The sequence below is a fragment of the Bacillus sp. AFS040349 genome, assembly GCF_002577655.1.
In the GTDB taxonomy this organism is placed as follows: domain Bacteria; phylum Bacillota; class Bacilli; order Bacillales; family Bacillaceae; genus Metabacillus.
The window spans coordinates 35,701-61,481 of sequence record NZ_NUMC01000007.1 but is presented as its reverse complement, the minus strand read 5'-3'; the positions used below and the strand labels follow the sequence as shown (position 1 = coordinate 61,481).

The following is a 25,781-nucleotide window of genomic DNA, read 5'->3' as shown; positions in this document are numbered from 1 at the left end:
ACCTTCTCCTCCATTACATTTATTTTTGTTTTTTATAAATAGCAAAATAACTAATGATAAATCCAATACCTGCACCGATTGCAGCTCCAATAATGTAACCGACCATATCTTCTTGGGATGAAGACATATACCCCAATGTACTGAATCCTAAGATTCCTAGAACGATAACGATGACTTGGGCAGGTCTTTCCATCCATCTCCACACAAAGAATGAGCCGTTTCGTTCAAATGGATGTTTTTGAAAAGCATAATAACCAATACTAAAAAATAGTAAACTAATAATAAAAGGTAAAAGTAAACTTTTAACAGGAAAATGACCATACGTAAAAAACAAATAAGAAATAGGTGATAGATTGTAAACAGCAGATTCAAATGAGCGATCAATGTTAACTTCAGGGTAAAATAATATTCCAATTTGAATAAGTGATAATCCAAATACAAGAATCGGAAATACACTCACTGTAAATGCTACTAATCCTTGAGCCAATGGGTTACCGGTAAACGCTCCCGCAGAAAATGTAACACTATACAGTAGCAACAATGCACCCAATAAATACAAATAAAACTCTGTAAAATAAAGAACTGGAATATCTATAAACAGGATTAGTATAGCCGTTATTGTAAATGAAATGACCCAACTTAGAATAATACTTACGGCACCTACACTCCATTTCGTTAGGTAAATACTTCCCCTTGAAAAAGGCAGCGTCAGAGTAAATTCCATATTTCCATTACTTCTCTCCACACCAATTTGCACAATGGCTAGTGTTATAACAAACACACATAATAAAAATGCTGAACCAAAATGTTGTAGATCAATCTCTTTTAAATCTTCGGGAAGATTCTTTATATTTATTAAATTTAAATATTCCAGCCATATTTGTGCTGGCAGAAGAAACGAAATAAAGAGGACCATGATTAATAATTGAACCCAATGTTTCTTTATTTCATGTTTTAATAAATCAGGAGCTACCATCTTCGCTTCCCTCCAAACTTTGCAATAAAGATTTCTTCCAAACTTACTGGAAGCTCATTCCAAATTTTAGGTTCATGTGAGCGTAACCACTCATGACTTTCCCGATCCTCCTGTTTCATAACAACTGTATAAAAAACACCGGTGGACTCTAAGATTGGAATGCCCCTCTTTCTCATCTCTAACGTTAAATCTTGATTGAAAGCCAATTGTAATTTCACATAATTCTCCTTTAAATCATCTACATTCAGTACATCTGTGAGCTGATTATCTTCTAAAAAGGCAATGCGATTACAAATTCGTTCTATGTCTTCGAGTCTGTGTGATGTTATTAAGATAGTCGTATTTCTATGAGCAACTTCATCAATCATTAATTGCAAAAGATCGTGCCTTGTTACGGCATCAATTCCATCTGTTGGTTCGTCAAGTAAAATAACAGCAGGACGGATCGCAAATGCAAGAATAAGACCCAATTGTTTTTTTAACCCTGTGGAAAGTTCACGATATTTTTTTGTTTCTGGTACTCCGTAGCGATTCATTAGTTCATTTGCATACGTTACATCAAAGTCCGGATAGAGTGTACGGAGTGTTCTAACAAGTTGTTTATAGCTATACCGATCATAGGCAGGATTTTGAACTGGCATATATATCACTTTTCTTTTTACAAGAGGATGATCAAAAATGGACACATTTTCAAACAGCACTTCACCCTTTTCTGGTTGAATAATTTGTTGTATGCACCGTAATAAGGTTGTTTTTCCAGAACCATTTCTTCCTAATAAGCCAAAAATTTCGCCTGATTCAAGAGTAAGGTCAATCTCTTTAAGAACCTCAACTCCATCAAGTGTTTTTGTCAGTTTTTTTATTTGTAGCATGGGAATCCCCCCCTACTTCCTTCCTGATTTCATCAATCCACTCATGAATATAGTTAAAGTCAATACCAGCATAAAACGCATCAATAATTAGCGGCTTTAATTGGTCCTTAATCATTTCCATCTTCCTTTCATCTAGTGATTCTCCCGTATTTTCTGACACAAAGGTTCCACGCCCACGTAATGTCTCAATTATCCCTTGTCTTTCAAGCTCCTTATAAGCCTTACTAACAGTGTTTGGGTTTGCAACAATCATGGTGGATAATTCTCGAACAGATGGAAGCTTGTCACCAGACTTTAATACCCCTTTAAAACATAGCTCCTTCATCTGCTGAATAATTTGCTCATAAATGGGAGTTGAACTTCTCGGATCTATTTGGATCATCGTTTCTCCCTACTTTCTTATCATTTTATATTGATCTATGTGTATTACATCATGTAGTACACTTTGTACATTACGCCAACTCTTTAAAATTGTCAATAAAATACAGATATTTTTTCCGAAAATAAAAAAAGGACCAGTTGGCCCTTTTATCATTCGTCTTCTACTCTCTGCTTAGATTTAATTGGCTGACCCTTTTTTGCATTTTTAGCTTTTGTTTCTTTAATTGGATCATAATCCTGACCAAGCTCTAGATCATTGCTGTTAACACCGTTTTTTGTTTTCTGCTCAGGGTTATTTTGCTTTGATCGTTTTTTCATCGCTCAGCATCCCCTTTAAGAATCATCTTATTTTGAAGTTCTTGAAGTTGTAATCTCATACGATAAAGCTGATCTTGTTGCTGATCATTTGCACTTAATGAAAGATGATTAATTTCGTTAACAGAATCCTCTAGTCCTTGAAGTGCTTTTGTATATTCTGTTTCATTATAATGCTCTTGTTGTGCTCCAGTTTTATATTGTTCACGAGCATATTCAATTGCGTCCGTACAGCGTTGTAAATATTCATTAACAGATTGTCTTGTTGCCATGTCCATCTCCTCCAAACGATATGAAGTCAATTGAAGCTTCATCAGTTATATTGTTTACAACGGATGAAAAAACTTGTGTTCAAATATATGGAAAGCCATCAAGTAATCTGTCTTTCCTGAAGCTTAAATGGTAAAATGATTAGATGGAAATTTGACATACTATTAAAGGAGGTTTCTATTTTGAAGCAATCCTCTTCATTTGCCTATTCTACGGATAATAAACGTTATCATACATGGAATTATCATTTACGTCAGCACTTTGGACATAAGGTTTTTAAGGTTGCTTTAGATGGAGGTTTTGATTGTCCTAATCGAGATGGTACTGTTGCACATGGTGGTTGCACCTTTTGTAGTGCTGCAGGGTCTGGTGATTTTGCAGGTAATCGTGCAGATCATCTTATTACGCAATTTCATGAAATCAAAGATAAAATGCATACAAAATGGAAGAACGGAAAGTATATGGCTTATTTTCAAGCCTATACAAATACACATGCTCCGGTAGAAGTGTTAAGAGAAAAGTTTGAATCTGTTCTCGCTCAAGAAGATGTGGTAGGTCTTTCTATTGCAACACGACCAGATTGTTTACCTGATGATGTGGTTGAATACTTGGCAGAATTAAATCAGCGTACGTATCTTTGGGTTGAGCTTGGTTTGCAAACTGTTCACGAACGAACAGCCCTTCTCATTAATCGTGCCCATGATTTTCAATGCTATGTTGATGGCGTGAAAAAATTACGTAAACACGGAATTAGAGTGTGTTCTCATATTATTAACGGATTACCACTAGAAAATAATGAAATGATGATGGAAACCGCAAAAGCAGTTGCAAACCTTGATGTGCAAGGAATTAAAATCCACCTTTTACACTTATTAAAAGGAACACCTATGGTTAAACAATACGAAAAAGGAAAGCTTGAGTTTTTAGGTTTAGAAGAATATGTGAATCTTGTTTGTGATCAATTGGAATTACTTCCACCCGAGATGATTGTTCATCGTATTACAGGTGATGGGCCGATTGATCTTATGATTGGGCCTATGTGGAGTGTAAACAAGTGGAATGTTTTAAATTCGATTGATGCCGAATTAAAACGAAGAAATAGCTTTCAAGGAAAATATTATCGTAAAACAGAGGTACTTTCTTAATGAAGTTAAAACGTATATTGCCTTTTGCCAAACAATTATTAGAAGAAGCAATTAATGAGGGAGATATTGTTGTTGATGCTACAATTGGTAATGGTCACGATACTGTTTTTCTAGCACAACTCGTTGGAAAACAAGGTCATGTTTACGGATTTGATATTCAAGAACAGGCTCTTCTCAATACAGTGGAACGACTGAAAACAAATAACCTTCAAGAAAGAGTCACACTTTCTCAACAAGGACACCATTTTATTTCATCAGTTATACCTGAAGAAAAGCATGGGCTTATAAGTGGGGCTATGTTTAATCTAGGTTATTTACCAGGTGGAGATCCTTCTATTGTTACGAATTTTGAAACAACAATATCAGCTATTAAACAGCTGTTACATGTGATGAAACCTGAAGGAATGATTGTCATTGTTGTTTATCATGGTCATCCTGAAGGAAAGATAGAACGAGACGAGCTTATGAGCTTTGTTGAAAGAATCGATTCAAGTGTAGCTCATGTTTTAAAATATCAATTTATAAACAAACAAAATAATCCACCATATATTGTTGCGATTGAAAAATGTTAGAGGCGCCCTCATTAGGCGCCTTTTAGTTCATTAGGAACTTTTTTTCCAAGGGAATTTTTGAATTGTACGATATGCTCTTCCATTAAAATAAAAGAAAAAAGAGGTTATTCCACCTAACTTTATTAATCTTTTTGCTAATTTATTAAGCTCTTTCCTTGATGCAACCTTATCATCTGATAAATACACTCCAAGTAATCCCCGATTAATCAAGCGATGAAAATTCTCATGTGGAATCCCTTTCAAGTGAATATCTGCCTTCTCAACGAAGTACTCCAATCTATTGATCATGACTTCTTCTGACGAATAATAGCTACAAAAATTCAAGTCTCCACCCTGTTGATCCTCTTCTTGGTCAATTAAATAATCGAGCAGAATATGAAGACCCTGGATATAAGGGAAATAGCTGTCCATTATTTGTTTAGCTTGATTCTCTTCAAACCCTTCTTGAAAAGCATATGCTACTAAACAAAAAATACCAAGAGTTGATCCTGTACAAGCTGAAAACTCATACCATTCCATTTGGGGTACATTTCCTCTATGTCGTTCAAACCAATCCTCAAGGCGTGACACTCGTTCATCCTTTTTAACATGCTTATGTACCTGAAGATCGCAATAATAATTTGATAATTCTAGTAAATACTTTGATATCAAAGGATAGTGTTGTAAGTCCGATAAAACATTTTGACATGTTTGAACTAACTCATGAAGATAGCCACCATCATCCTGATCTTCCCTAAATTGGTAATAATTTTTACAAGGAGCACCGCATGATAAAGCATCTAACATAGACTGGTGAAGCATGCGAAAATCAACAGGATCCAGAGAAGTACTTCGATCACAAAGATTATCTAGATAATCACTTATTGTTTGATAAGCAACAATAAATTCGATGCATTGCTGTTTATGCTGACCTGAAATCATTGATAAAATTGCTCCACCTTCACAGTGAAACTCTTTTTCCTGTATACTATTTAATGCTTGTATCCTTAATTCCCTATTCGGTATGCTTTCTGCTTTCTCTTTCCAATGCTTTATATAAAAATGGGTGATGGGAAATATTTCTTTATATACCTTAGTCATTAACCTAATCGGATGCTGGGGTACTGTCAAAGGGGTTGTCACCTCTTGTATATAGAATAAAGTTAAAGCATTTTATAGTGTTTTACTTTTGATCATGTGAATGGGCGTCAAAAAACCTCTTCGCCGTTTCAAAAACTATTTCTTGCTCTGGCTCATTAAAAATTTCATGATAAAGCCCTTTCCACTCTTTATAATTTTTCTCATGAAGATCTACTTTGTTAAACCATGCTTTCACAAGTGACTTGTCAACAATCTTGTCTGCGCCGCCTTGCATAAGTAGTAACGGTACATCCTGAAATTTACCAACCTGATTTTGTGCTTCTTCCATAGCCTTTATTAACTCACGGTACCATCTTACGGAAACCTTTGTCACATATAAAGAATCATTTTCATCAATCTCCTGTACAGCTTTACTTCGAGTAGCAAGACCAACATTCAATTGTGACTGTACTTTAAAAGATGGCATAATTAAATTCAAGCCTCTTGAAGCAAGCTCAAGCGCCTTATTAGGTTTAAATAATATTCCCAAGCAAGGAGACGATAGAATTACTGCCTTCACATCATGATGCTTTTCCTGCAAGGCACGAATAACAATAAGGCCTCCCATGCTATGACCTAATAAAAATAGCGGAGCACCAAATTTCTTTGCTTCCGTAATCCACTCATTCACTTCTTTTATATATTCATCAAAAGATTCTATGTGTCCTCTTCTTCTGGTTGTAGTTCCTTGACCTGGTAAATCACCGATTACAACATGATATCCAGCTAATCTCCACATTTCTACAAGCATTTTATAGCGACCATGATGTTCAGCAGCTCCATGGACAATAACAATACATCCCTTTACATCATCTGTTTCAGCTTCCCATTTCCACATAATGCTGCCTCTCCTTTCACTATCTTCTCTTTTTAAATATCTATGGAAATCAACATTTTAGTATTATAAACCAGTGGTATAATAAACGAATAAAAGTATATTCTTTCCATTAGAAAGGAATGACAAACATGATTTATCCATTTAAAGACAAAGAGCCCCAAATCTCTGAATCAGCTTTCATTGCAGATTATGTAACAATTACCGGTGATGTAATTGTCGGAGATGAATCAAGCATATGGTTTCAAACAGTCATCCGCGGAGATGTTTCACCAACAATTATAGGTAAGCGTGTGAATATTCAGGATTTATGTTGTCTTCATCAAAGTCCTAACAAACCACTAATCCTCGAAGATGACGTGACTGTTGGCCATAGTGTCGTTCTACATAGTAGCATTATTCGCAAGAAAGCTTTAATTGGTATGGGTTCCATCATTTTAGATGGTGCAGAAATTGGTGAAGGAGCCTTTATTGGAGCAGGTAGTCTTGTTCCTCCCGGAAAAAAAATACCCCCTAACACGCTTGCTCTTGGTCGACCAGCAAAGGTTGTAAGATCACTAACTCAAGAAGATATAAAAGATATGGAACGAATCCGTCGTGAATATGTTGAAAAAGGACAATATTATAAATCCATAAAAAAATAGGCACCATGAATAATTTTTATGGATTTGCACATTACATAAAGTCTTTTTAAAGAATAAAAAATTCACCAATGAAACTTGGCGATAAGCCAAGTTTTTCTAATCTTTCTTATTATGTTACCACCCTCTACCTTTCCATACCACTTTCAAAATCTTCTTTCATAAATTGTTTAAAAATGACTCAGGACAGACACAAATGCCTCTACTTCTTACATATTATACCTATCTTAAGAAAATAATTTCATTTCATAATGTTTATTTAGCTATCATTAATTTTTTGAAAATTATGTGAAGCAATTTTTTACATTATCTTATTATTAACTAAATAATCATCAACTAAAATAATAGTAAAGGGGTAAAAAAAAGGAGCGTTCCTAAGATGAAAACAAGGCTTTTATCGAACATGTATGATTTTGAATGCAGGCTGTTTCGAAGTGTAAACCGTCATTTTGATCAAAAGATTCTAAATTTCTATTTTCGCAATATTACACATCTTGGTGGAGCTATTATCACAATCACGGTTTGTCTTTGTCTTATGTTTTTCACAAAAGGTAACGTACAAACTACAAGCATTGCTAGTGGATTATCACTTCTTTTAAGCCATCTTCCCGTGGCTATGGTTAAAAAACTGTATCCACGTAAAAGACCTTACATTGCACTTGTAGAAACAAAAGTACCTGCAAATCCATTGGAAGATCATTCCTTTCCATCAGGACATACAACTGCTATTTTTTCTGTTATCATTCCATTTATTTTATTTATGCCACAATTTGCACTTATTCTTTTACCAGTTGCTATAAGTGTAGGTTTATCAAGAATGTATCTTGGCTTACATTACCCTTCAGATGTTCTGGCTGGATGTTTACTTGGAAGCTCTGCTGGATTTGTTAGCTACACAATTTGCCATGAAATATTGTATAAGGGCTTTCTTTAACCTAAGTATGAACATAAAAATAGAAACTCATTAATGGTACCTTTCACTTTTTAGTAACTGGGGGGATTTATATGAGAATAGCTATTTTCACAGATACTTTTGCACCTGATGTAAATGGGGTTGCAAGAACATTAAAGAGATTTACAGACTATCTCGAAAAAAACGGCTATGAATTTAGAGTTTTTGCACCAGAAAGTACAAATGAAAGCTTGTTTTCAAGTCATATTCACCGTTTCACAAGCTTACCATTTTTTTTGTATCCTGAATGTAGATTAGCTCTTCCCAATATGCTACATGTAAAGTCAGAGCTCCAAAAATTCAAGCCAGATTTAATCCATGTTGCCACACCTTTTAATATAGGTCTTTGCGGACTGCATTATGCTAAAAAACTAAACATCCCGCTTGTTGGATCTTACCACACTGATTTTGATCAATATTTGGAGTACTATGATTTTCAATTTCTATCTAAGTTTCTTTGGAAGTATATGCATTGGTTTCACAAACCTCTAAGTAAAATCTTTGTTCCATCTAAAGAGACACTGGAACAATTAAAGCGAAAAGGGTTTTCCAACCTTCATATTTGGGGAAGGGGAGTCGAGTGTCAATTATTTCATCCTAATTACCCTAATGAAGAAATTCGTAATAAATATCATATTAAAGAAAAATATATTTTATCCTATGTTGGCCGTTTAGCTCCTGAAAAGGATATTGAAACTCTTATGAACATCACGCTAAGCCTTCCTCAGGATATGAAGAATCATATTCATTGGTTAATTGTAGGAGATGGACCATCTAAAGAAGATATGCAAAAGAAGGCTCCTGAAAACATGACATTTGCCGGCTACTTAAATGGTGTGGATCTCGCAAAAGTATACGCTGCATCGGATGTATTTGTCTTTCCATCTCCAACGGAAACATTCGGAAATGTCGTTTTAGAAGCCCTTGCATCAGGTACACCAGTCATAGGAGCTAATTCTGGTGGAGTTAAAAACATTATTAAGGAAAATCAAACCGGACATTTATGTGAACCAAGGAATGTGGAGCAATTCACAAATGCTATTATTCATTTATTAACAAATCATTCTTTAAAAACTCAAATGGGAAAAGAGGCACGTCAATATGCTCTTTCTCAAACATGGGATCAAATTTTTGAAGGACTACTTAAAGAATATGAAGATGCATTAATTGAAAAGAAGTTTATTCGTTATGCATGAGGTTTGCTGAATAATATAAGAAACATTAAAAAAGCAAAGGAGTATTTTTAAAATGTCTCCTTTGCTTTTTTAATGTCCTCTGACACAATTCAGTTTCTTGTTTCTTTGAATGATCAGGTACCTTCACCAACTTGAATATCGATCGTTGGCATTGTGTGGTATCCTTTTACATTTGTATGTGCTGTTACTTGATAAACTCCAGGGTCAGCGAAAATATAATCAATTGAATAAGTACCGGTATCTGTTAGTTCCGCCAACATCTTCTCGGATTCTTCTTCACCTTTTTTAATTTCAAATGTTACTTCAGCATCGTCAACAAGTTCTTCACCGTAATATACATTCGCACTAATTGTTTCTTCTTGATTTGTATTTGTATGAACATTTGCTAGTATTTCAACTTTGGGTGCCTTCACTTCAACTTCTTCTGAATGATTAGTATGCTGATGTTCAGAAGATTGCTGGCAGCCTGCTGCAAGAAGTACACTTATCGCTAGGATACTTATACTTATCACTATCTTAAGCTTCATTCTTATTCCCCTCCTACTCTTTAAAGATAGCGAACAAATGTGATATTTTTATGAAGTAAAACAATATGACTTTATGACTTCATTCATTATTCACATTTTCAAGTTATAATAATCACTATACCATCCAAATGAATGCCTTACCTACACTATAATAAAAATAAGAATTTGAGAGGAATATCAATGAAACGATTAATCTTTGGGACCATTCTTCTACTCCTAATGGTCTCCTGTTCTACAGAACCTACATTACCCAAAATCCCATTATCTAAATCTGTCATTGCAAGTTTGAATATATACGACCAGTCTATTACTTTTATAGATGCTGATACAAAAGAAAAAATGATCTGGGAAGTACCGCATCCATTTAAAAGTGGAATCCTGTTATCGAATGACAAACTTCTATTATTAAATAAAGAATCATCAAAGGGTTATGTATACCAACTTTCAACAGGCAAGAGCAAAGAGTGGGAAATTGGTGAGGGAATAGAAACCGGTCTTCTATCTTCTAAAAAAAACTTATATCTGGCTGATCAACAAACCAATAAAATAAAAATGTTTAATTTAGATGGTAAACGTTTGAAAGAAACAACGGTGGAGCACACACCATTTGCAATATTTGAAAATCAGCATCATTTGTACGTTAGTTATCTTGATCAACCAAGTATTGCGATTCTTTCTAAGAATCAGTTAGAAATGGAAGGAACGATTCCTACTCATGATGGAGCAGCTGGTGGATTTATAACGGAGAAACAAGAACTTTGGCTCGGCGGCCATGGCTCAGGAGTTCACATCCAAGAAGATATATATATTTATGACCTTACAACCCAACAATTAAAAGCAACCGTTCATGCACCTTTGATGCCAATTGATTTTATAACAAAAGATGGCAAGGTTTATGTTTTAAGTCATGGCTCTAATATATTAAGGGAAATTGATAGTAACTCCCATCAAATTCTCCGTTCTATCGAGGTAGGTGCAAACCCCTTTTCAATGACGTTATATAATAATAATTTATATATTAGCAACTATGACGCAAATGAAGTGGAAATCATAGATCTTAATCGTTTCAAGAAAATAGATACCATACCAGTTGGTGATGGTCCTTTACAGTTAATCGCAAGAGAGGGAACAGCTAATGCTAAATAAAAAGATTTTAGTCGTTGATGATGAACCTGAAATGAGAGAATTAGTAAATCTTTATTTACGAAAAGAAGGATATGATGTTTTACAAGCTGAGGATGGTGATGAAGCATTAAAGTTCCTTCCTCAATTTTCACCACATTTGATTCTCTTAGATGTGATGATGCCAAAAATAGATGGATTTACACTTGCAAAGCAAATTCAAGAAGAATATAGCATTCCGATTATATTCTTAACAGCGCGTGGTGACGAATGGGATCGTATACATGGTCTTAAATTAGGGGCAGATGATTATATTGTTAAGCCTTTCAGTACAGGTGAACTGCTAGCAAGGGTGGAAGCCGTACTAAGGAGAACAAGCAATCATGCAAACCAACTCCAAGATAATCGACAAAACTTTGGTTCAATCTCCTTTGAATTAAAATCAAGAAAAGCATTTTGTTATGAAAAACCCTTATCCTTAACACTCAAAGAGTACGAATTACTTTTATTTCTTGCAACTCATAAATCACAAGTTTTCTCCAGAGAGCATTTACTTGAGAAGATTTGGGGAATTGATTATACAGGAAGTGAAAGAACGGTTGATACCCATATCAAAACATTAAGACTAAAGTTAGATGCAGCAGCAAACAGTATACAAACAGTTTGGGGGGTTGGCTATAAATTTGAAGCCGAAATGTAACTGGTCATCTAGTTCGTTAAAAACAAAAATCCGCCTATTGTTTGCTGTTATCCTTTGTGTTTCAATCTTGTTTTCATTTTTATTTATTCATTATTTGTATCGAAATCTTTATGTAAATGAAGTGGAGCAATCTCTTCTAGATGAAGGATTAAAGCTAAAAAGTAGTTACACATCAGGCGAAATTTCAGATGAGTTTAAGTCCCATCTTAATTGGTATAACACAATTAGTGAATCAGAGATTTTATTGGTTAATAACCCAAGAGAATTGAGTGCATGTTTACCATTTGAAATTAATCATGAGGGGTTAATTAGCGAAGAAGAGCGAAGGAACTTATTACGTGGAGAGCATTTAATCAAGATAGGCTATGAAGAAAGATTTGACCGACAAATCATGGGTGTTGTCGTACCCTTACTTGATGAAAATAAATTAGTCGGTATCATTTATCTTTATTTACCGCTTGCTCCTATAGAAGAAGTTTTTAATAGAACAACACCTTTGTTAATTGCAGTTGGCATCATTTTCTTTTTAGTTATCTTTAAAATCGTGAATTCAATGAGCAATACGTTTTTGCAACCTATCCATGAGATGAGAAAATATGCAAAAGAACTTGCTAAAGGAAACTTCAAAAATCGAATTCCTGTAAGAACATCAGATGAAATTGGTGGATTAGCCAAAACCTTTAATCAGATGTCAGAGGCATTGGATCAGTCAGATCAAAAGAAAAAAGACTTCTTAGCCAACGTCGCCCATGAACTAAGAACTCCGTTAAGTTATGTAAAGGGTTATAGTGGGGTTCTTCAAGAAAAACTTTATGAAACTGAGGATGAAGCTGAAAAATACCTTTCCCTTATTCAGCGTGAATCTGAGAGAATGCAAAGACTTGTTAATGATTTATTAGATTTAGCTCAGCTTGAAGGAGAAAATTACCCTTTAATAAAGGAACCTATTGCATTCTCACAATTAGTTAATGACACTGTGGATCGATTTGATCATCGTCTTCAAGAAAAACACTTAATGCTTCAGCAACACTTAGACGATGAAATCATTATTATTGGTAGTCCTGACCGACTGCAACAAATTATATATAACCTTCTTGAAAACGCAATAAGATACTCAGATAAACCTGGAACGATCTCACTCTCTTCCACACAAGATCAAGAAAGCATCTTCTTTTCTATTTCTGATAATGGAATGGGGATGTCAGAAGAAGAGATTATGCATATTGGTGAACGTTTTTATCGTACAGATAAAGCAAGAAACCGTAAAGAAGGCGGTACTGGGTTAGGACTAGCAATTGTAAAACAATTAGTTCTTTTGCACGGGGGCAGAATGGAATTCCATAGTAAGCTCGGCAAAGGTACTACAGTTACGCTTGTATTTCCAAATGAACTTAACAAAAAAGGTCTGATGTGAACATTCACATCAGACCTTTTTATACTTTATTGTAATGCAGCTTTATTTAAAGCATCTGCTTTATCTGTTCTTTCCCAAGGAAGATCAAGATCATTACGGCCAAAATGTCCGTAAGCTGCAGTTTGTTTGTAAATAGGACGTCTTAAGTCAAGCATTTTAATGATTCCAGCAGGACGTAAATCGAAATTACTGCGAACAACTTCTACTAATACTTCTTCAGAAACTTTTCCTGTTCCGAATGTATCAATTGAAATAGATACTGGCTGTGCTACACCAATTGCATACGCTAATTGAACTTCACATTTATCAGCTAAACCAGCTGCAACGATGTTTTTCGCTACATAACGAGCTGCATATGCTGCAGAACGGTCAACCTTTGTTGCATCTTTACCAGAGAATGCTCCACCGCCGTGACGAGCATATCCACCGTAAGTATCAACGATGATTTTACGTCCAGTTAAGCCAGCATCTCCTTGTGGTCCACCAATAACAAAGCGACCTGTTGGGTTAATAAAGTATTTTGTTTCTTCATCAATTAATTCTGCTGGAACAACAGGGTTAATAACATACTCTTTTAGGTTACGTTGAATTTGCTCAAGTGTAACTTCAGGATGATGTTGAGTTGAAATAACGATTGTATCAATACGAACTGGTTTATTATTTTCATCATATTCAACCGTTACCTGTGTTTTTCCATCAGGACGTAAGTATGGAAGAATTTCATCTTTACGAACTTCAGTTAAGCGACGTGATAATTTATGTGCTAAAGAAATTGGAAGTGGCATTAATTCTTTTGTTTCATTACATGCAAATCCAAACATTAAACCTTGGTCACCTGCACCAATTGCTTCAATTTCTTCATCAGACATTTGACCTTCACGAGCTTCTAGAGCTTGGTCAACACCCATAGCGATATCTGCTGATTGCTCATCGATTGATGTTAATACAGCACAAGTTTCCGCATCAAAACCATACTTAGCACGAGTGTAACCAATGTCTTTAATTGTTTCACGGACAATTTTTGGGATATCTACATACGTACTTGTTGTAATTTCTCCTGCTACTAATACTAAACCAGTTGTAACAGACGTTTCACACGCTACACGTGCATTTGGATCTTTTGCAATAATTGCATCAAGAATTGAATCTGAAATTTGGTCACAGATCTTATCTGGATGGCCTTCTGTTACAGATTCTGAAGTAAAAAGACGTTTTTTAGACATAATTAAAAGCTTCCTCCTCATATTCATGTTCATTCATTTGATCCGGAACTCTTCCCAAAGTATGACCTTTAGAAAATCACGTTGGCATATTTTGTGAACAGAAGTATTATGTACCTTTACCACATGCTTGTCCTGGTAAAACTCTAATGAAGAATACTTTTTTCTGTTATCAAAAAAACCTTTCCCATGTGAGGAAAGGTTTATCATCGTTCATCGCCTTTCGCTCTTATCGATCAAGGGCTTTCGCCTTGCTTCAGGTTAGCACCTTTGCGTCGGAAAATGTCGTTCTAAAGTGCGTCGGTTTAACATAGTTCCACGATTGGGGTTTTTTTTGCCCTAAGCAAGCTGTCGCTTGCTTGAATGATGCTTTCGCATCATTCCTGACCTAAGAAAAACACAACATGAATCAAAACGAGTTTTGATTCATAACGTGCTTTTCTTAGGTCAGGCAAAAAAATTACTCAAATAAAACTATATAATTAGTGCACAGTCGCCGCTTTCCTTTGATAGCAGGTTGCTGGGTTTCATAGGGCCTGTCCCTCCACCAGCTCGGGATAAGAGAATCCGTTCAAGGACATATCATAGCGCACTAACCTATTGGTGTCAACAAAAATCGACAACTATTACCATTGATTTATTAAAATATTTGATAGATGTCTATCACTATTGTGTCCCATTCCCTATAGAAATATAAATATCAATTGTTTTTCTACATTATGCTAGTGTGATGTGTTGTACAAAGCTTAAGTTTTTCTAATAGCAAAATATTTTTTCAATTCAAAAATTTAATGATAGCAAATCATCAAATAGTATGTTTTATTAAAATTAATGTGTTATACTAATTATCAACATAAGGGAAATTATTCTTTTCTAGAAGGAAGGTAATGGGGATGAATATTACAGATATCACAAATGAGCTTAATCAGCTTGTTAATGGGGAGAATGCTAAACATAATTTATCAGTTGCACAGCTTGTTGAAAAAGTACTTGAACGTAAAGAAGGGTTATTAACATCAACAGGTGCAATTCGAGCAACAACCGGAGCTTATACCGGGAGATCACCAGAGGATAAGTTTATTGTAGACGAAAGTTCAGTAAAAAGTAAAATAAATTGGGGACCAGTGAATCAGCCTATTTCGGAAGAAGCATTTGACCGCTTATACAGTAAAATGATCTTACACCTTAAGAAACGAGATGAAATCTTTATTTTTGATGGATTTGCAGGTGCTGACCCTCGCTTTCAGTTACCACTAAAAATTATAAATGAGTTTGCCTGGCACAATCTTTTTGCAAGCCAACTGTTTATTAAAGATCAAGAACAAGAAAACGAGTCAAAGGAACTACCTTTTACCATTTTATCAGCCCCGCATTTTAAAGCTGATCCTGAAGTTGATGGTACAAAATCAGAAACATTCATTATTATTTCCTTTGAGAAAAGAACGATTTTAATCGGTGGCACTGAATATGCTGGCGAAATGAAGAAGTCTGTATTCTCAGTTATGAATTTATTATTACCTGAAAATAATATTCTCCCTATGCATTGCTCAGCAAATGTTGGCTTTGAAGGTGATGTTGCCCTGTTTTTCGGACTTTCAGGCACAGGTAAAACAACGTTATCTGCTGACCCTAACCGTCGTTTAATTGGTGATGATGAACATGGATGGTCTACTTCTGGCGTATTTAATATTGAGGGTGGTTGCTATGCAAAGTGTATCAACTTAACGAAAGAAAAAGAACCACAAATTTTTAATGCAATCCGATATGGATCAGTTCTTGAAAATGTGGTTGTTGATGATGACACTAGAGAAGCAGATTACAACAGTTCCTTTTTCACAGAAAATACTCGGGCTGCCTATTCACTAACAGCTATTGACAAAGCTATTATTCCAAGTATTGCTGGTCATCCACAAACAATTGTCTTTTTAACTGCAGATGCTTTTGGTGTATTACCCCCAATTAGTAAGTTAACAAAAGAACAGGCAATGTATCACTTCTTAAGTGGATACACAAGCAAATTAGCAGGAACAGAGCGTGGCGTAACAGCTCCTGAAACGACGTTCTCTACTTGCTTTGGCTCTCCATTCCTGCCACTTAAAGCAACGCGTTACGCTAATATGCTTGGACAAAAAATTGATGAACATGAAGTTCAAGTATTCTTAGTAAACACTGGTTGGACCGGAGGAGCATACGGTGTTGGTAAACGGATGAATCTCAAGTATACAAGAGCTATGGTTCAGGCTGCAGTTGAAGGTGACCTTGATCACATTGAAACCGTAAAGGATGAAGTATTTGGTTTAAATATTCCAATTCATGTACCAGGGGTTCCTGACGATGTATTACAGCCACACAAAACATGGAGCTCTCAAGATGAATACCTTGTCAAAGCAATCGAATTAGCTACAGAATTTAAAGATAACTTCAAGAAATTCAATAGTTTATCTAACGATATCGAGAAAATGGGAGGCCCAATTCGTTATAACTAGTGTGTTTTAAAGCTCATCATATGATGGGCTTTCTTTGGTTTTTATCCCTCTTCCTATATTGCTTCAATATTTTAACGAAAGTTAGGACAAACTTTCTATATTAGGAGGGATGATCGTGAGAAAACACCAGTTTGAAAAGAACACTCTTAAATTTCTATTAGTATTTGGACTTATTTCAATCATTAAAATTATTAAAAAGCCACCTATGAAGGATTGGTTAATTATCTTCCTTTTTAAAGGGTATATTTCTTCTATAATGGACAATCTTCTCATTCATCGTGGTTATATAAAATACCCAATAAAACTATTTAAATCTTTTGATATAAGCTTTATCTATGATTATTTGTTGTTCCCTCTATCTTGTGTGTATTACAATCAATTAACGAAATCCTCTAGTATCCCAATGATTGTTTTAAAAGTGTTTTATTTCAGCATTCCAATGGCTATCGTTGAACATTGGCTTGAAGTTAATACAAAATTAGTCAAATTCAAAAAAGGCTGGAACAGTTTATCAAGCTTTGCCTCAATCACAATAACCTTTCTAATTGTAAGAACCTTCATTGCTTTTGTAAGAAAAGCTGATGATACACCTGTTCCTAAAGTCGAATAAAAGCCAGGTAATGAGATAACCTCAATTACCTGGCTTTATGTATTAGTTGGTTGAATTTAAGTTGATAAGTTGATACGTGACAATTGTTTTAATGTTCGTTAATTCTAATTTCTGAACCACAGCTTGTCCAGTTACTTCACCACTCATTGTTTTTCTTACCTCAATCGGTATATCTATTGGGTAAACTCGATATCCATCCTTTGATAACTCAAAGGTATTTTCATCAATACGGACTTCTTTTCCCTTTGTCACAATCATTGTGTTAAATTCCATTGGCATTCCCATATAGGACCCCTCCTCTTTCTACTTGAACTTTTACTCATCATACCACCAGAGTTTTTTTATCACACCTATAAAACTTAGTAAAATCAACCTCTTATTGTTTTTTCATCCATAAACAAAGTCTTTGTAATGTATCACGATTTATTTTCGGAGGAAAATAGTGTGTAAATTGTTCAAAGTACCAACTTTCGACTGGTTTATTCAGCTCCTTTAACCGTTTTTCTAGCCTGTAAGCATGTTCAACTGATACATTCTTGTCTTTTACACCATGAATAATTAATATTGGTGCGTGTAGCTTGTCCAAATCATATAAAGGTGTTCTCCAGGCATATCTTTTTGGAAATTTTGTTGGTGTACCACCAATCACTCTTTTCATCATCCTACGTAAATCTTCCCGTTCAACATAAGTTAAGACCATATCCGTTACACCACCCCACGTAACAACAGAACGAATATCTTCAGCGATAATGCCTGCTAATAAGGCCATGACCCCGCCTCTTGAAAATCCGAACACATGCACTCTATCAGGCTGGACTTTTGGATGATGTTTTAGAATTTCCATTGCAGAAATAGCATCATAGCGATCTTCTCCAGCAAAATCCTCGTTTCCTTCTCCCCCCTGATTTCCACGATAAAAAGGAGCCATCACAACAAATCCCTCAGAGGCAAATTGAATCACCCTGCCGATCCTCACCATTCCCACACTTTTAATCCCGCCACGTAAATACAATAATCCCTCGTATTTACCTTCACGTACGGGCTCAGCTAGTAAGCCCTTTATTTTTAACTGTTCGGACTGATAAGTTACAATCCATAAATGAATGTTTGGATTAGGTGAGGGATATTTTATCTTACTAATAATTTCTCCATTCATCTTACAATCACTCTTTCTTCTTTTGTTCTATTCCTTTACCTTTCCCCAAAATACATATCTAGGCATTCACACATTTTTAAAAAGATCATAAATTATCCTATATTCTTTAGAAATCACATTTCATACATTACAAGAGAATACACGTTTCTACATCATCTTATTAGAAAACTTAGTTTATCGCCAATTCTTAAGGCGAAACCTTAGTTATTTCTACTATCCATCCAAACCCTATTCTACTTGCTTGTCAAAAAAGGTGCTATACATCAAGGAGGTTAATGACATGAAAAAATGGCTGTTGTATTCATGTGTTGCGTTATTAATTGTTTTACCCCTTTCTGCATGCAGTCAGGAAAAGGTTGAAACGATTAATCTTGCCGAAGTAACACACTCAATTTTCTACGCCCCTTTATATGTTGCAATGGCGGAAGGTTTTTTTGAGGAAGAAGGACTTGACGTGAAGTTAACAACAACTTGGGGTGGAGATAAGACAATGACCGCTCTCCTCTCAGACGGGGCAGACATTGCCTTAGTTGGCTCAGAAACATCTATCTATGTGCATGCACAAGGCTCAAATGATCCGATCATTAATTTTGCTCAACTTACTCAAACAGATGGAACCTTCCTTGTTAGTAGAGAAAAAATTGATGATTTTGAATGGGAACAACTAAAAGACAGTACCTTCCTAGGGCAAAGGAAAGGCGGAATGCCGCAAATGGTCGGAGAGTTCGTGTTAAAGGAGCATGGAATCGATCCCCAAACAGATCTTGAACTCATTCAGAATGTTGATTTTGCAAATATTCCAAGCGCTTTTGCTTCTGGTACAGGAGATTTTGTTCAGCTTTTTGAACCAACAGCCAGTATTTTTGAAAAAGAAGGCACAGGCCATATCGTCGCTTCATTTGGTACGGAATCCGGCAAGGTTCCTTATACAACGTTTATGAGCAAGCAAAGCTTTTTAGATGAAAACGCGGAAGCTGCAAAGAAATTTACAACCGCTATTTATAAAGCACAGCAATGGGTTCAAGAAAAAAGTGTAAAAGAAATTGCAGAATCCATCGCTCCTCAGTTCGAAGATACAGAACTAGAGTTGATTGAAACAGTTGTACAACGATACAAGGAACAAGGCTCATTTGCAACCGATCCAATCTTGGATGTTGAAGAGTGGGAAAATCTCCAAAACATTATGGATGAAGCTGGGGAACTGCCTATGAGAGTCGATCACGAAACACTTGTTAATACCTCTTTTGCAGAAGAAGTGTCAAGCAAGTAAGGAGGAGCTATTATGTCATTTTTACTCGTCGATCATGTTCACCACATCTATTTAACAAAAGATTCAGCGACAGTTGCTTTAGAAGATATTCAGCTTTCTATCGAGGAAGGGGAATTTGTCTCCTTCCTCGGTCCTAGCGGCTGTGGTAAAACAACATTATTATCAATTATTGCCGGCCTTATTAAACCTATTGAGGGTATGGTAAGTATTGCAAATAAACCTATTACAAAACCTGACGAATTAATTGGCTATATGCTTCAACAGGATTATTTATTTCCTTGGAAAACCATCGAAGAAAATGTCACATTAGGCTTGAAAATAACGAATCAAAAAACACCTGAAACTACTGAAAAAACATTAGATTTATTAAGGAAAATGGGCCTTGATTCAGTAGAAAAACAGTTTCCTAGCCAACTTTCAGGTGGAATGAGACAACGGGCAGCTCTTGTGCGTACATTAGCGACAAATCCCCAGATTTTATTGCTTGATGAGCCCTTTTCTGCTCTTGATTATCAAACAAAATTGAAACTTGAAGATCTTGTTGTTCAAACGTTAAAGGATTTTAATAAAACAGCAATCCTTGTCACACATGATATAGGCGAGGCTATTGCAATGAGTGACAGAATATTTGTTTTCTCAGCTAAACCAGGGAGACTGAGTAGAACCTATTTAATTCCTAAAGAAATACGCGAGCTTCCTCCATTTTATGCAAGACAGCATCCAAAGTTCTCAGAATTATTTCAGCAAATATGGAAGGAGCTGGATCAGCATGAAACAGATTGAAAGCATTGAACTCCTTCATAGAAATTATAAACGAGGTCTTGAACGAGAAAAAAAGTGGATCAGATTTTATCAACTATTAATTTTCATTTGTTTTTTTGGACTTTGGGAAATAGCGGGCAAAAGAGAATGGATTGATCCATTACTTTTCAGCTCACCTTCAAAGATATGGAAGTTATTCCTTACGAAAATAAATGATGGAACCCTACTATCTCACCTTGGTGTGACTCTTTTTGAAACTGTACTCGGCTTTATATTAGGGACAGCTTTAGGTGCACTACTTGCAGCGATATTATGGTGGTCACCCAGATTATCAAAGATACTTGATCCTTACCTTGTTATAATGAATGCCATGCCAAAAGTGGCTCTTGGTCCAATATTAATCGTTGGTTTAGGTCCTGGTTTTTTTTCGATCATTGCAATGGGGACAATTATTTCGGTTATCATTACAACAATCGTTGTGTACACGTCTTTTAAAGAAGTAGATTCAAATTATATTAAGGTGCTGCAAACGTTTCAAGCGAGCAAATTCCAAACCTTTAAAGAAGCCGTTTTACCCGCTTCATTTCCTACAATTGTTTCAACTCTAAAAGTAAATGTAGGGTTATCATGGGTAGGTGTAATTGTAGGGGAGTTTCTTGTTTCAGCAAAAGGATTGGGTTATATGATCATTTATGGATTCCAAGTATTTAATTTCACTCTTGTCTTATTGAGTCTAATCATTATTGCCTTTTTTGCTACTATTATGTACCAGGGCGTTGAGTTGCTGGAGAAACGATTGATTAAAAACGACAAAAGAGGCTGACTACGATGTTCCCTCATTGCTCCTTGAGGGTTCATCGTTTGCCGCCTCTATTTTAATCTTCTTTTTATTTCCTCAATACTTCTTTGTAATACATCATCTTTCATGATAAAACTAAATTTTTTATCCTTTTGAATCCCTTCAGGAAGTTCCTTAAGTAACACAGGTCCATATGTTTCATAATAGCCATCTTGTTCAACTAATTGATTAACCATAGCAAAATAGATATTCTTTACGATAACCTTTTCTTTACCTTTTACTTTATATTGACCAATATATTCTATTTCTTTAACAATTCCACCTGTCTCCTCTTTCACTTCCCTAATAGCTGCTTCAAGGGCTGTTTCATTGTCCTCAACCTTTCCTCCCGGAAATTCAAATCCACGATCAGAATGCTTTGTTAGCAACCATTGGTCTTGATGACGGCAAACAACCCAAACATGTTTGGGATCTTTCGAAAAAGGGTGATCATCAAAAGATAAAACAACTTCATTGTGATAATAATCTATAAATCGGTACATTTTAATCCCTCTATTTTTTTCCTAATAAACAAATCTTATCACAATGTCAAAACTCTGTATAACGGTTTATTCTTGTTCATTAATTTTTGACATGAGCTGATTTGTCCGAATGTGCTCTTTTGCCTCTTCATCACCTAGCTCATAAATCATACGATATATTTTCATATTCGTATCATCAATTGCATCATTTTCACGATCATAATGGTACTGAACATATGGTGTATGTGAGCGAAGGAAACCTTGAAAATCGCTTGAGTATACTTGATCGAAATACTCCCTGAGCTGAACGATTTCTTCATCGGTTGCCTCTATTTTAAAATCCCATGCAGAAGCTGTACTTAACTGTGAAATTTGCCCACTTCCCACCGTAATATAATACGTTTTCTTATTATTCTCCATGTCGACAACTCCTTCAATTATCCTTATGTTATGTTTTGTTCATATTCTTTGTAATATTCAGCGAGATATTAATTAGAATAGTTCTACTCTTAATAACAAAAAATACGAAGAAGCTACGATTAAAAACTGGAGGACAATACTGTGAACATTGAACTTTTTACAAATCCAGAGCTTAGTAAATTCCGCGCAGATGAAGAAGATGTCTATGCCTATGTTAAATCTATCCTAGAAAAAACAAGCAAGCAGGACATGCTCTCTTGGGTCAACACTCTATCAGAGAAAGACCTGCACTCTCTTATGATTCCATATTTTTCAGAGAAGCTTTCTGAAGATCTTGCTGATAGAGAGCTTTAACAATAACAAAAGCGTAAGCGACTCGTTCAGCCCCGACTAGCATAAGACGATTTAGAATAGAAGGTGTTCTTTGCCTTATATTCTAAATTGGCTTATGACCTCGAGGGGCTAGGAGCTGGAGCTGGATGTCGAAGCGTTATCCATAATTAATGCAGCTTATAATTTTCTAGTTTATGAAAAAAAGCAGGCGATGATCACATCACCTGCTTTCTGCTTATTTTCCTAAGAAAGACTTTAACATCCAATTATGCTTTTCTAAGCTTTGATGAATAGCCAATAGCATATCACCAGTTGTTTCATCTCCTACCTCACCAGCTAAATCCATTCCTTCTTTTAGCTCATCTACTAACACACTAAAATCATCGTAGATGTTTTGAACCATTTGTTCTGCTGTTTCACTTCCATCAGCTTCTTTAATTGAAGCAAGCTCTAAGCTTTCTCTCATTGTAGCAACCGGTGCTCCTTCAAGAGCTAATAAGCGTTCAGCTAGTTCATCAATATGGACAGCTGCTTCGGTATAGAACTCCTCAAACTTTTCATGCAATGTAAAGAAGTTTTTCCCTTTAACAAACCAATGATAATTATGTAGTTTTACATAAAGCACCGTCCAGTTGGCAATTTGTTTATTTACTGTAGTTACTAGTTTCTCTGACATCTTAATTCCTCCTTTATTATCTACTAGTACTTTACCCCAGTTTTTCTACTTTAAACGCCTGAACATACTAAAAACATTGTATAAACATGTTAGATCTTTCATGATATGATAACTAGTAATAGAATAAGTAGAGGAAGATTTTTTGGGAGGATAATGTATTGAAAAATGTTTTTATTATCTGCATCATCATTGTCATTATTGTGCTTTTGCTTAGCCTTTTAACGACAAGAAAAGCCTATCAATATAAACATACTGTTGATCCAATTAAAAAGCCAGTTAACAATCAAGAAACACAAGAGAAAGATCAAGAAAAACCCACGCAAAATCAATAAATTGCGTGGGTTTTCTCTTAGCCTTTTAGTAACTTTCATAAACATAAGGTGATTCCGGTTGTTCAACACGGTCAATTTCGGAAACCTCAATTGAAGGTAATGTCCAATCTTGATACTTTACTGTTGTAATTGTACCAGTTAGTTTCACCCATTGATCATCACCCAATGTCTCTGCTTCTGGAGATGTTGCCAATGTTCCAAACACTGATGCATCTGCCACACAACATGATAAACCAAACCTTGCGATGACAAATTGATTCTCTTTAAAATCATGTTCTCTAAAAACAAACCCTAACATCTCTACCTTTTTTCCAACGAACTTATCAGGGTTTTCGTCAAGTATCGAGGTCATTGCTATAAAATTTTCTTCAGTAAATTGAATGGTTTCCATTTCAAGCATTTTCTGCTCAAGTTGTGCATAAAAGTCCACTGGTTTTTCCTGAACCTCAAATCCTTCAGGGTGTTCAAGTGGTACATCCGGAATGTTGGAAGACTGCGCAACTTTATTTCCTACACTTTCATCTAACTCATTCAAATAAGCTTCAGGATCACTTAAGTAAGCCTCAGCCTTTGATGTATCTTGCTCTTCTAGATTTGTCTTAAATCCTCTTTTGGCAGCAACAGAGCTATCCAACACAACATCTGGAAATAAAAATCCAGTTATAATAGGAAAAACAAATAAGGAATAAACAAGTAGCGTTTTTATTGGAGAAGATGAAACAGCATGGTCTGTTCCACAATCACAGTAAAGCTCAGCTTGCTTTTTAGAACAACTTCTCCAGATTTGGATCGCACCTAACAGGGCAAAAACAATAATTGCAAAATTCATAAAAGGCATCATTTTTGGTGCAATAAAATGAACCATATTTCCTGTGATGACTAACTTAAGCATTAATAAGGTAAATCCAATTAATATAATTCCTCGGATATATAGTTGAAATCGATACTGCGCATGTTGTTTTTCCATATAATCTCTAAACCTCCTTTACTTATAAAAATAGAATCTGGTAAATAATAATAGAGATATAAACAACAATAGTAACGACTAGAATAAACGCTGCAACAAACCTTGCTTTAAAGAAAGCAAAAAGCATAATTGTATTCTTCAAATCAAGCATTGGACCATATACTAAAAAAGCAAGTAATGAACCGGCAGTAAATGTACCACCAAAAGAAGCTGCAACAAAGGCATCTGCTTCAGAGCATAGTGATAGAATATAACCAAACCCCATCATTAATGCAGGAGAAAGGAACTCGTTCGTTCCAAGCTCAGTCAACAGAGTACGATCAAGAAATGTTTGAAAAAGACTGGCGATTAATGCCCCCATTATTAAAAATTTTCCCATTTCAAAAAATTCATCACTTGCATGAAATAACGTAGATTTTAACTTTCCTACTTTTTCTTCTTGATTAGTATTCCCTTCTACTACTACATCCTCTTTCGTCCATTTTAATTGATTGGTGTTCTTAAACAAAAGATAAATGATAAACCCGATCACAATCGACAAAACAAACGCTAACCCCATTCTTGCATAAGCAATATGAAGCTCTGAAGAAAAGGCATAATAGGTTGAAGCAAATACAACTGGATTTAAGATCGGTGCCCCAACCAGAAAGACTACCCCAATATGTAACGGCATTCCCTTTTTCATCAACCTTCTTACAATCGGAACAATTGCACATTCGCAAATAGGGAAAATAGCTCCTAGTAATGCTGCTGGCAAAAGAGCAAGAATCGCATTTCTAGGCAATGCTCTTTTAATTAAATCTTCAGAAACATATGTTTGAATAAGCGCTGAAACAAAAACTCCTAACAAAATAAAGGGTATCGCTTCTAATAGAATACTTAAAAACATCGTGTTGACTGTTAATAATTCTGAAGGAATGTTAAATGATAGATCCTGAAAATCAACAAATAGGAATAAGTAAAAAAATAAACCTATTAACCCGAGAGCAATAAATTCACGAAATAGTGGTATGACGATTTTATTCATTTTTGAACTCCTATCCTATTAATCTTTGTTCTATATCATACTAGTTTTCTTGCGAGATTATGTCTTTTTAATTATGAACTTTTCTTTACATTCTTTTTTCATTCTAGTTCTTTTACTAAAATTCGACACATCCCAACACATTCCAGAGATTTATTCGTTGAAGTT

Annotated in this window: 31 protein-coding genes; 15 read left to right on the top strand and 16 right to left on the bottom strand. The window is 35.3% G+C overall.

The features are described 5' to 3' along the window. Positions 1-19 precede the first annotated feature (19 nt). The 5 genes from COD11_RS01260 to COD11_RS01240 all read right to left on the bottom strand — a co-directional run bounded on the left by COD11_RS01260 (position 20) and on the right by COD11_RS01240 (position 2,816). Complete coding sequence (locus tag COD11_RS01260) at positions 20-976, bottom strand: ABC-2 transporter permease (protein WP_098794937.1); 957 nt, start codon at positions 974-976, stop codon at positions 20-22. After that, positions 970-1,848, bottom strand: coding sequence for an ABC transporter ATP-binding protein (locus tag COD11_RS01255; protein WP_098794936.1), 879 nt, complete (start codon positions 1,846-1,848; stop codon positions 970-972). The genes COD11_RS01260 and COD11_RS01255 overlap by 7 nt, the downstream gene beginning before the upstream one ends. Further along, positions 1,814-2,230, bottom strand: coding sequence for a GntR family transcriptional regulator (locus COD11_RS01250; RefSeq protein WP_098794935.1), 417 nt, complete (start codon positions 2,228-2,230; stop codon positions 1,814-1,816). Before COD11_RS01250 ends, COD11_RS01255 begins: the two co-directional genes overlap by 35 nt. A gap of 149 nt (positions 2,231-2,379) precedes the next feature. After that, complete coding sequence (locus COD11_RS01245) at positions 2,380-2,547, bottom strand: glycogen biosynthesis protein GlgD (RefSeq protein ID WP_098794934.1); 168 nt, start codon at positions 2,545-2,547, stop codon at positions 2,380-2,382. Then, positions 2,544-2,816: a YtzC family protein gene (locus COD11_RS01240; RefSeq protein WP_098794933.1), complete on the bottom strand. Its 273-nt coding sequence runs from the start codon at positions 2,814-2,816 to the stop codon at positions 2,544-2,546. The genes COD11_RS01245 and COD11_RS01240 overlap by 4 nt, the downstream gene beginning before the upstream one ends. 180 nt (positions 2,817-2,996) lie before the next feature. Here COD11_RS01240 and mnmL point away from each other — a divergent pair, with 180 nt between their 5' ends. Further along, complete coding sequence (gene mnmL, locus COD11_RS01235; RefSeq protein WP_098794932.1) at positions 2,997-3,959, top strand: tRNA modification radical SAM protein MnmL/YtqA; 963 nt, start codon at positions 2,997-2,999, stop codon at positions 3,957-3,959. Continuing rightward, positions 3,959-4,531, top strand: coding sequence for a tRNA 5-(aminomethyl)-2-thiouridylate-methyltransferase MnmM (gene mnmM / locus COD11_RS01230; RefSeq protein ID WP_098794931.1), 573 nt, complete (start codon positions 3,959-3,961; stop codon positions 4,529-4,531). Before mnmL ends, mnmM begins: the two co-directional genes overlap by 1 nt. Before the next feature lie 30 nt (positions 4,532-4,561). On the opposite strand, the gene COD11_RS01225 is transcribed toward mnmM, so the two are convergent. Both COD11_RS01225 and COD11_RS01220 read right to left on the bottom strand, forming a co-directional pair. Beyond that, positions 4,562-5,641: a tetraprenyl-beta-curcumene synthase family protein gene (locus COD11_RS01225; protein WP_098794930.1), complete on the bottom strand. Its 1,080-nt coding sequence runs from the start codon at positions 5,639-5,641 to the stop codon at positions 4,562-4,564. 52 nt (positions 5,642-5,693) lie between these two features. After that, positions 5,694-6,488 (bottom strand): alpha/beta hydrolase, encoded by a 795-nt coding sequence (locus COD11_RS01220; protein ID WP_098794929.1) that lies wholly within the window; start codon positions 6,486-6,488, stop codon positions 5,694-5,696. Positions 6,489-6,616: 128 nt separating this feature from the next. Between COD11_RS01220 and COD11_RS01215 the strand changes: the two genes are divergently transcribed. From COD11_RS01215 to COD11_RS01205, 3 genes are all read left to right on the top strand, one after another. Further along, positions 6,617-7,129, top strand: coding sequence for a gamma carbonic anhydrase (locus COD11_RS01215; RefSeq protein WP_098794928.1), 513 nt, complete (start codon positions 6,617-6,619; stop codon positions 7,127-7,129). Between the two features lie 376 nt (positions 7,130-7,505). Further along, positions 7,506-8,060: a phosphatase PAP2 family protein gene (locus tag COD11_RS01210; RefSeq protein ID WP_098794927.1), complete on the top strand. Its 555-nt coding sequence runs from the start codon at positions 7,506-7,508 to the stop codon at positions 8,058-8,060. 71 nt (positions 8,061-8,131) lie between these two features. Continuing rightward, positions 8,132-9,274 (top strand): glycosyltransferase family 4 protein, encoded by a 1,143-nt coding sequence (locus COD11_RS01205; protein WP_098794926.1) that lies wholly within the window; start codon positions 8,132-8,134, stop codon positions 9,272-9,274. Positions 9,275-9,387: 113 nt separating this feature from the next. Here the strand turns inward: COD11_RS01205 and COD11_RS01200 are convergent, their stop codons facing one another. Further along, the gene (locus tag COD11_RS01200; protein ID WP_098794925.1) at positions 9,388-9,801 is read right to left on the bottom strand and encodes a FixH family protein; all 414 of its coding nucleotides are present in this window, start codon (positions 9,799-9,801) and stop codon (positions 9,388-9,390) included. Between the two features lie 180 nt (positions 9,802-9,981). Here COD11_RS01200 and COD11_RS01195 point away from each other — a divergent pair, with 180 nt between their 5' ends. From COD11_RS01195 to COD11_RS01185, 3 genes are read left to right on the top strand one after another with little or no spacing between them, the layout of a single operon-like run. Continuing rightward, positions 9,982-10,947, top strand: a complete 966-nt coding sequence (locus tag COD11_RS01195) for a YncE family protein (protein WP_098794924.1) — start codon at positions 9,982-9,984, stop codon at positions 10,945-10,947. Further along, a complete protein-coding gene (locus COD11_RS01190) occupies positions 10,937-11,623 on the top strand; it encodes a response regulator transcription factor (protein ID WP_098794923.1) in 687 nt (228 codons plus the stop codon). Before COD11_RS01195 ends, COD11_RS01190 begins: the two co-directional genes overlap by 11 nt. After that, positions 11,607-13,037, top strand: a complete 1,431-nt coding sequence (locus COD11_RS01185) for a sensor histidine kinase (RefSeq protein ID WP_231308058.1) — start codon at positions 11,607-11,609, stop codon at positions 13,035-13,037. Before COD11_RS01190 ends, COD11_RS01185 begins: the two co-directional genes overlap by 17 nt. A 26-nt stretch (positions 13,038-13,063) precedes the next feature. On the opposite strand, the gene metK is transcribed toward COD11_RS01185, so the two are convergent. Further along, positions 13,064-14,260, bottom strand: coding sequence for a methionine adenosyltransferase (gene metK, locus COD11_RS01180; RefSeq protein WP_098794921.1), 1,197 nt, complete (start codon positions 14,258-14,260; stop codon positions 13,064-13,066). A gap of 890 nt (positions 14,261-15,150) precedes the next feature. On the opposite strand from metK, the gene pckA reads away from it, so the two are divergent. Next, positions 15,151-16,743, top strand: coding sequence for a phosphoenolpyruvate carboxykinase (ATP) (pckA, locus tag COD11_RS01175; RefSeq protein WP_098795066.1), 1,593 nt, complete (start codon positions 15,151-15,153; stop codon positions 16,741-16,743). 115 nt (positions 16,744-16,858) lie between these two features. Continuing rightward, positions 16,859-17,353, top strand: a complete 495-nt coding sequence (locus tag COD11_RS01170; RefSeq protein WP_176550936.1) for a CBO0543 family protein — start codon at positions 16,859-16,861, stop codon at positions 17,351-17,353. Positions 17,354-17,395: 42 nt separating this feature from the next. Here the strand turns inward: COD11_RS01170 and COD11_RS01165 are convergent, their stop codons facing one another. After that, positions 17,396-17,638 (bottom strand): DUF2584 domain-containing protein, encoded by a 243-nt coding sequence (locus COD11_RS01165; RefSeq protein ID WP_098794920.1) that lies wholly within the window; start codon positions 17,636-17,638, stop codon positions 17,396-17,398. A gap of 91 nt (positions 17,639-17,729) precedes the next feature. Next, a complete protein-coding gene (locus tag COD11_RS01160) occupies positions 17,730-18,509 on the bottom strand; it encodes an alpha/beta hydrolase family protein (protein WP_098794919.1) in 780 nt (259 codons plus the stop codon). A gap of 280 nt (positions 18,510-18,789) precedes the next feature. Between COD11_RS01160 and COD11_RS01155 the strand changes: the two genes are divergently transcribed. Genes COD11_RS01155 through COD11_RS01145 form a run of 3 tightly spaced genes read left to right on the top strand, consistent with a single transcriptional unit; the run spans position 18,790 to position 21,364 of the window. Further along, complete coding sequence (locus COD11_RS01155) at positions 18,790-19,779, top strand: ABC transporter substrate-binding protein (protein ID WP_098794918.1); 990 nt, start codon at positions 18,790-18,792, stop codon at positions 19,777-19,779. 12 nt (positions 19,780-19,791) lie between these two features. Then, on the top strand, positions 19,792-20,562 hold the full coding sequence (locus tag COD11_RS01150; protein ID WP_098794917.1) for an ABC transporter ATP-binding protein: 771 nt from the start codon (positions 19,792-19,794) through the stop codon (positions 20,560-20,562). Next, a complete protein-coding gene (locus COD11_RS01145) occupies positions 20,549-21,364 on the top strand; it encodes an ABC transporter permease (protein ID WP_098794916.1) in 816 nt (271 codons plus the stop codon). Before COD11_RS01150 ends, COD11_RS01145 begins: the two co-directional genes overlap by 14 nt. A gap of 47 nt (positions 21,365-21,411) precedes the next feature. Here COD11_RS01145 and ytkD read toward each other — a convergent pair whose 3' ends face one another. Both ytkD and COD11_RS01135 read right to left on the bottom strand, forming a co-directional pair. Beyond that, complete coding sequence (gene ytkD / locus COD11_RS01140) at positions 21,412-21,882, bottom strand: RNA deprotection pyrophosphohydrolase (RefSeq protein ID WP_098794915.1); 471 nt, start codon at positions 21,880-21,882, stop codon at positions 21,412-21,414. Positions 21,883-21,948: 66 nt separating this feature from the next. Further along, positions 21,949-22,281 carry a hydrolase gene (locus COD11_RS01135; RefSeq protein ID WP_098794914.1) on the bottom strand — a complete coding sequence of 111 codons (333 nt, stop codon included), beginning with the start codon at positions 22,279-22,281 and terminating at the stop codon, positions 21,949-21,951. 141 nt (positions 22,282-22,422) lie between these two features. Between COD11_RS01135 and COD11_RS01130 the strand changes: the two genes are divergently transcribed. Further along, complete coding sequence (locus COD11_RS01130; protein ID WP_098794913.1) at positions 22,423-22,635, top strand: DUF6154 family protein; 213 nt, start codon at positions 22,423-22,425, stop codon at positions 22,633-22,635. 214 nt (positions 22,636-22,849) lie between these two features. On the opposite strand, the gene COD11_RS01125 is transcribed toward COD11_RS01130, so the two are convergent. After that, positions 22,850-23,290, bottom strand: coding sequence for a Dps family protein (locus tag COD11_RS01125; protein WP_098794912.1), 441 nt, complete (start codon positions 23,288-23,290; stop codon positions 22,850-22,852). Positions 23,291-23,448: 158 nt separating this feature from the next. Here COD11_RS01125 and ytzI point away from each other — a divergent pair, with 158 nt between their 5' ends. Then, entirely contained in the window at positions 23,449-23,622 is a 174-nt protein-coding gene (ytzI, locus tag COD11_RS01120) for a YtzI protein (RefSeq protein WP_098794911.1), read from the top strand. Between the two features lie 25 nt (positions 23,623-23,647). Here ytzI and COD11_RS01115 read toward each other — a convergent pair whose 3' ends face one another. Both COD11_RS01115 and COD11_RS01110 read right to left on the bottom strand, forming a co-directional pair. Continuing rightward, the gene (locus COD11_RS01115; protein WP_098794910.1) at positions 23,648-24,589 is read right to left on the bottom strand and encodes a TIGR03943 family putative permease subunit; all 942 of its coding nucleotides are present in this window, start codon (positions 24,587-24,589) and stop codon (positions 23,648-23,650) included. A gap of 22 nt (positions 24,590-24,611) precedes the next feature. Next, positions 24,612-25,616: a permease gene (locus COD11_RS01110; RefSeq protein ID WP_098794909.1), complete on the bottom strand. Its 1,005-nt coding sequence runs from the start codon at positions 25,614-25,616 to the stop codon at positions 24,612-24,614. Positions 25,617-25,781: the final 165 nt, after the last annotated feature.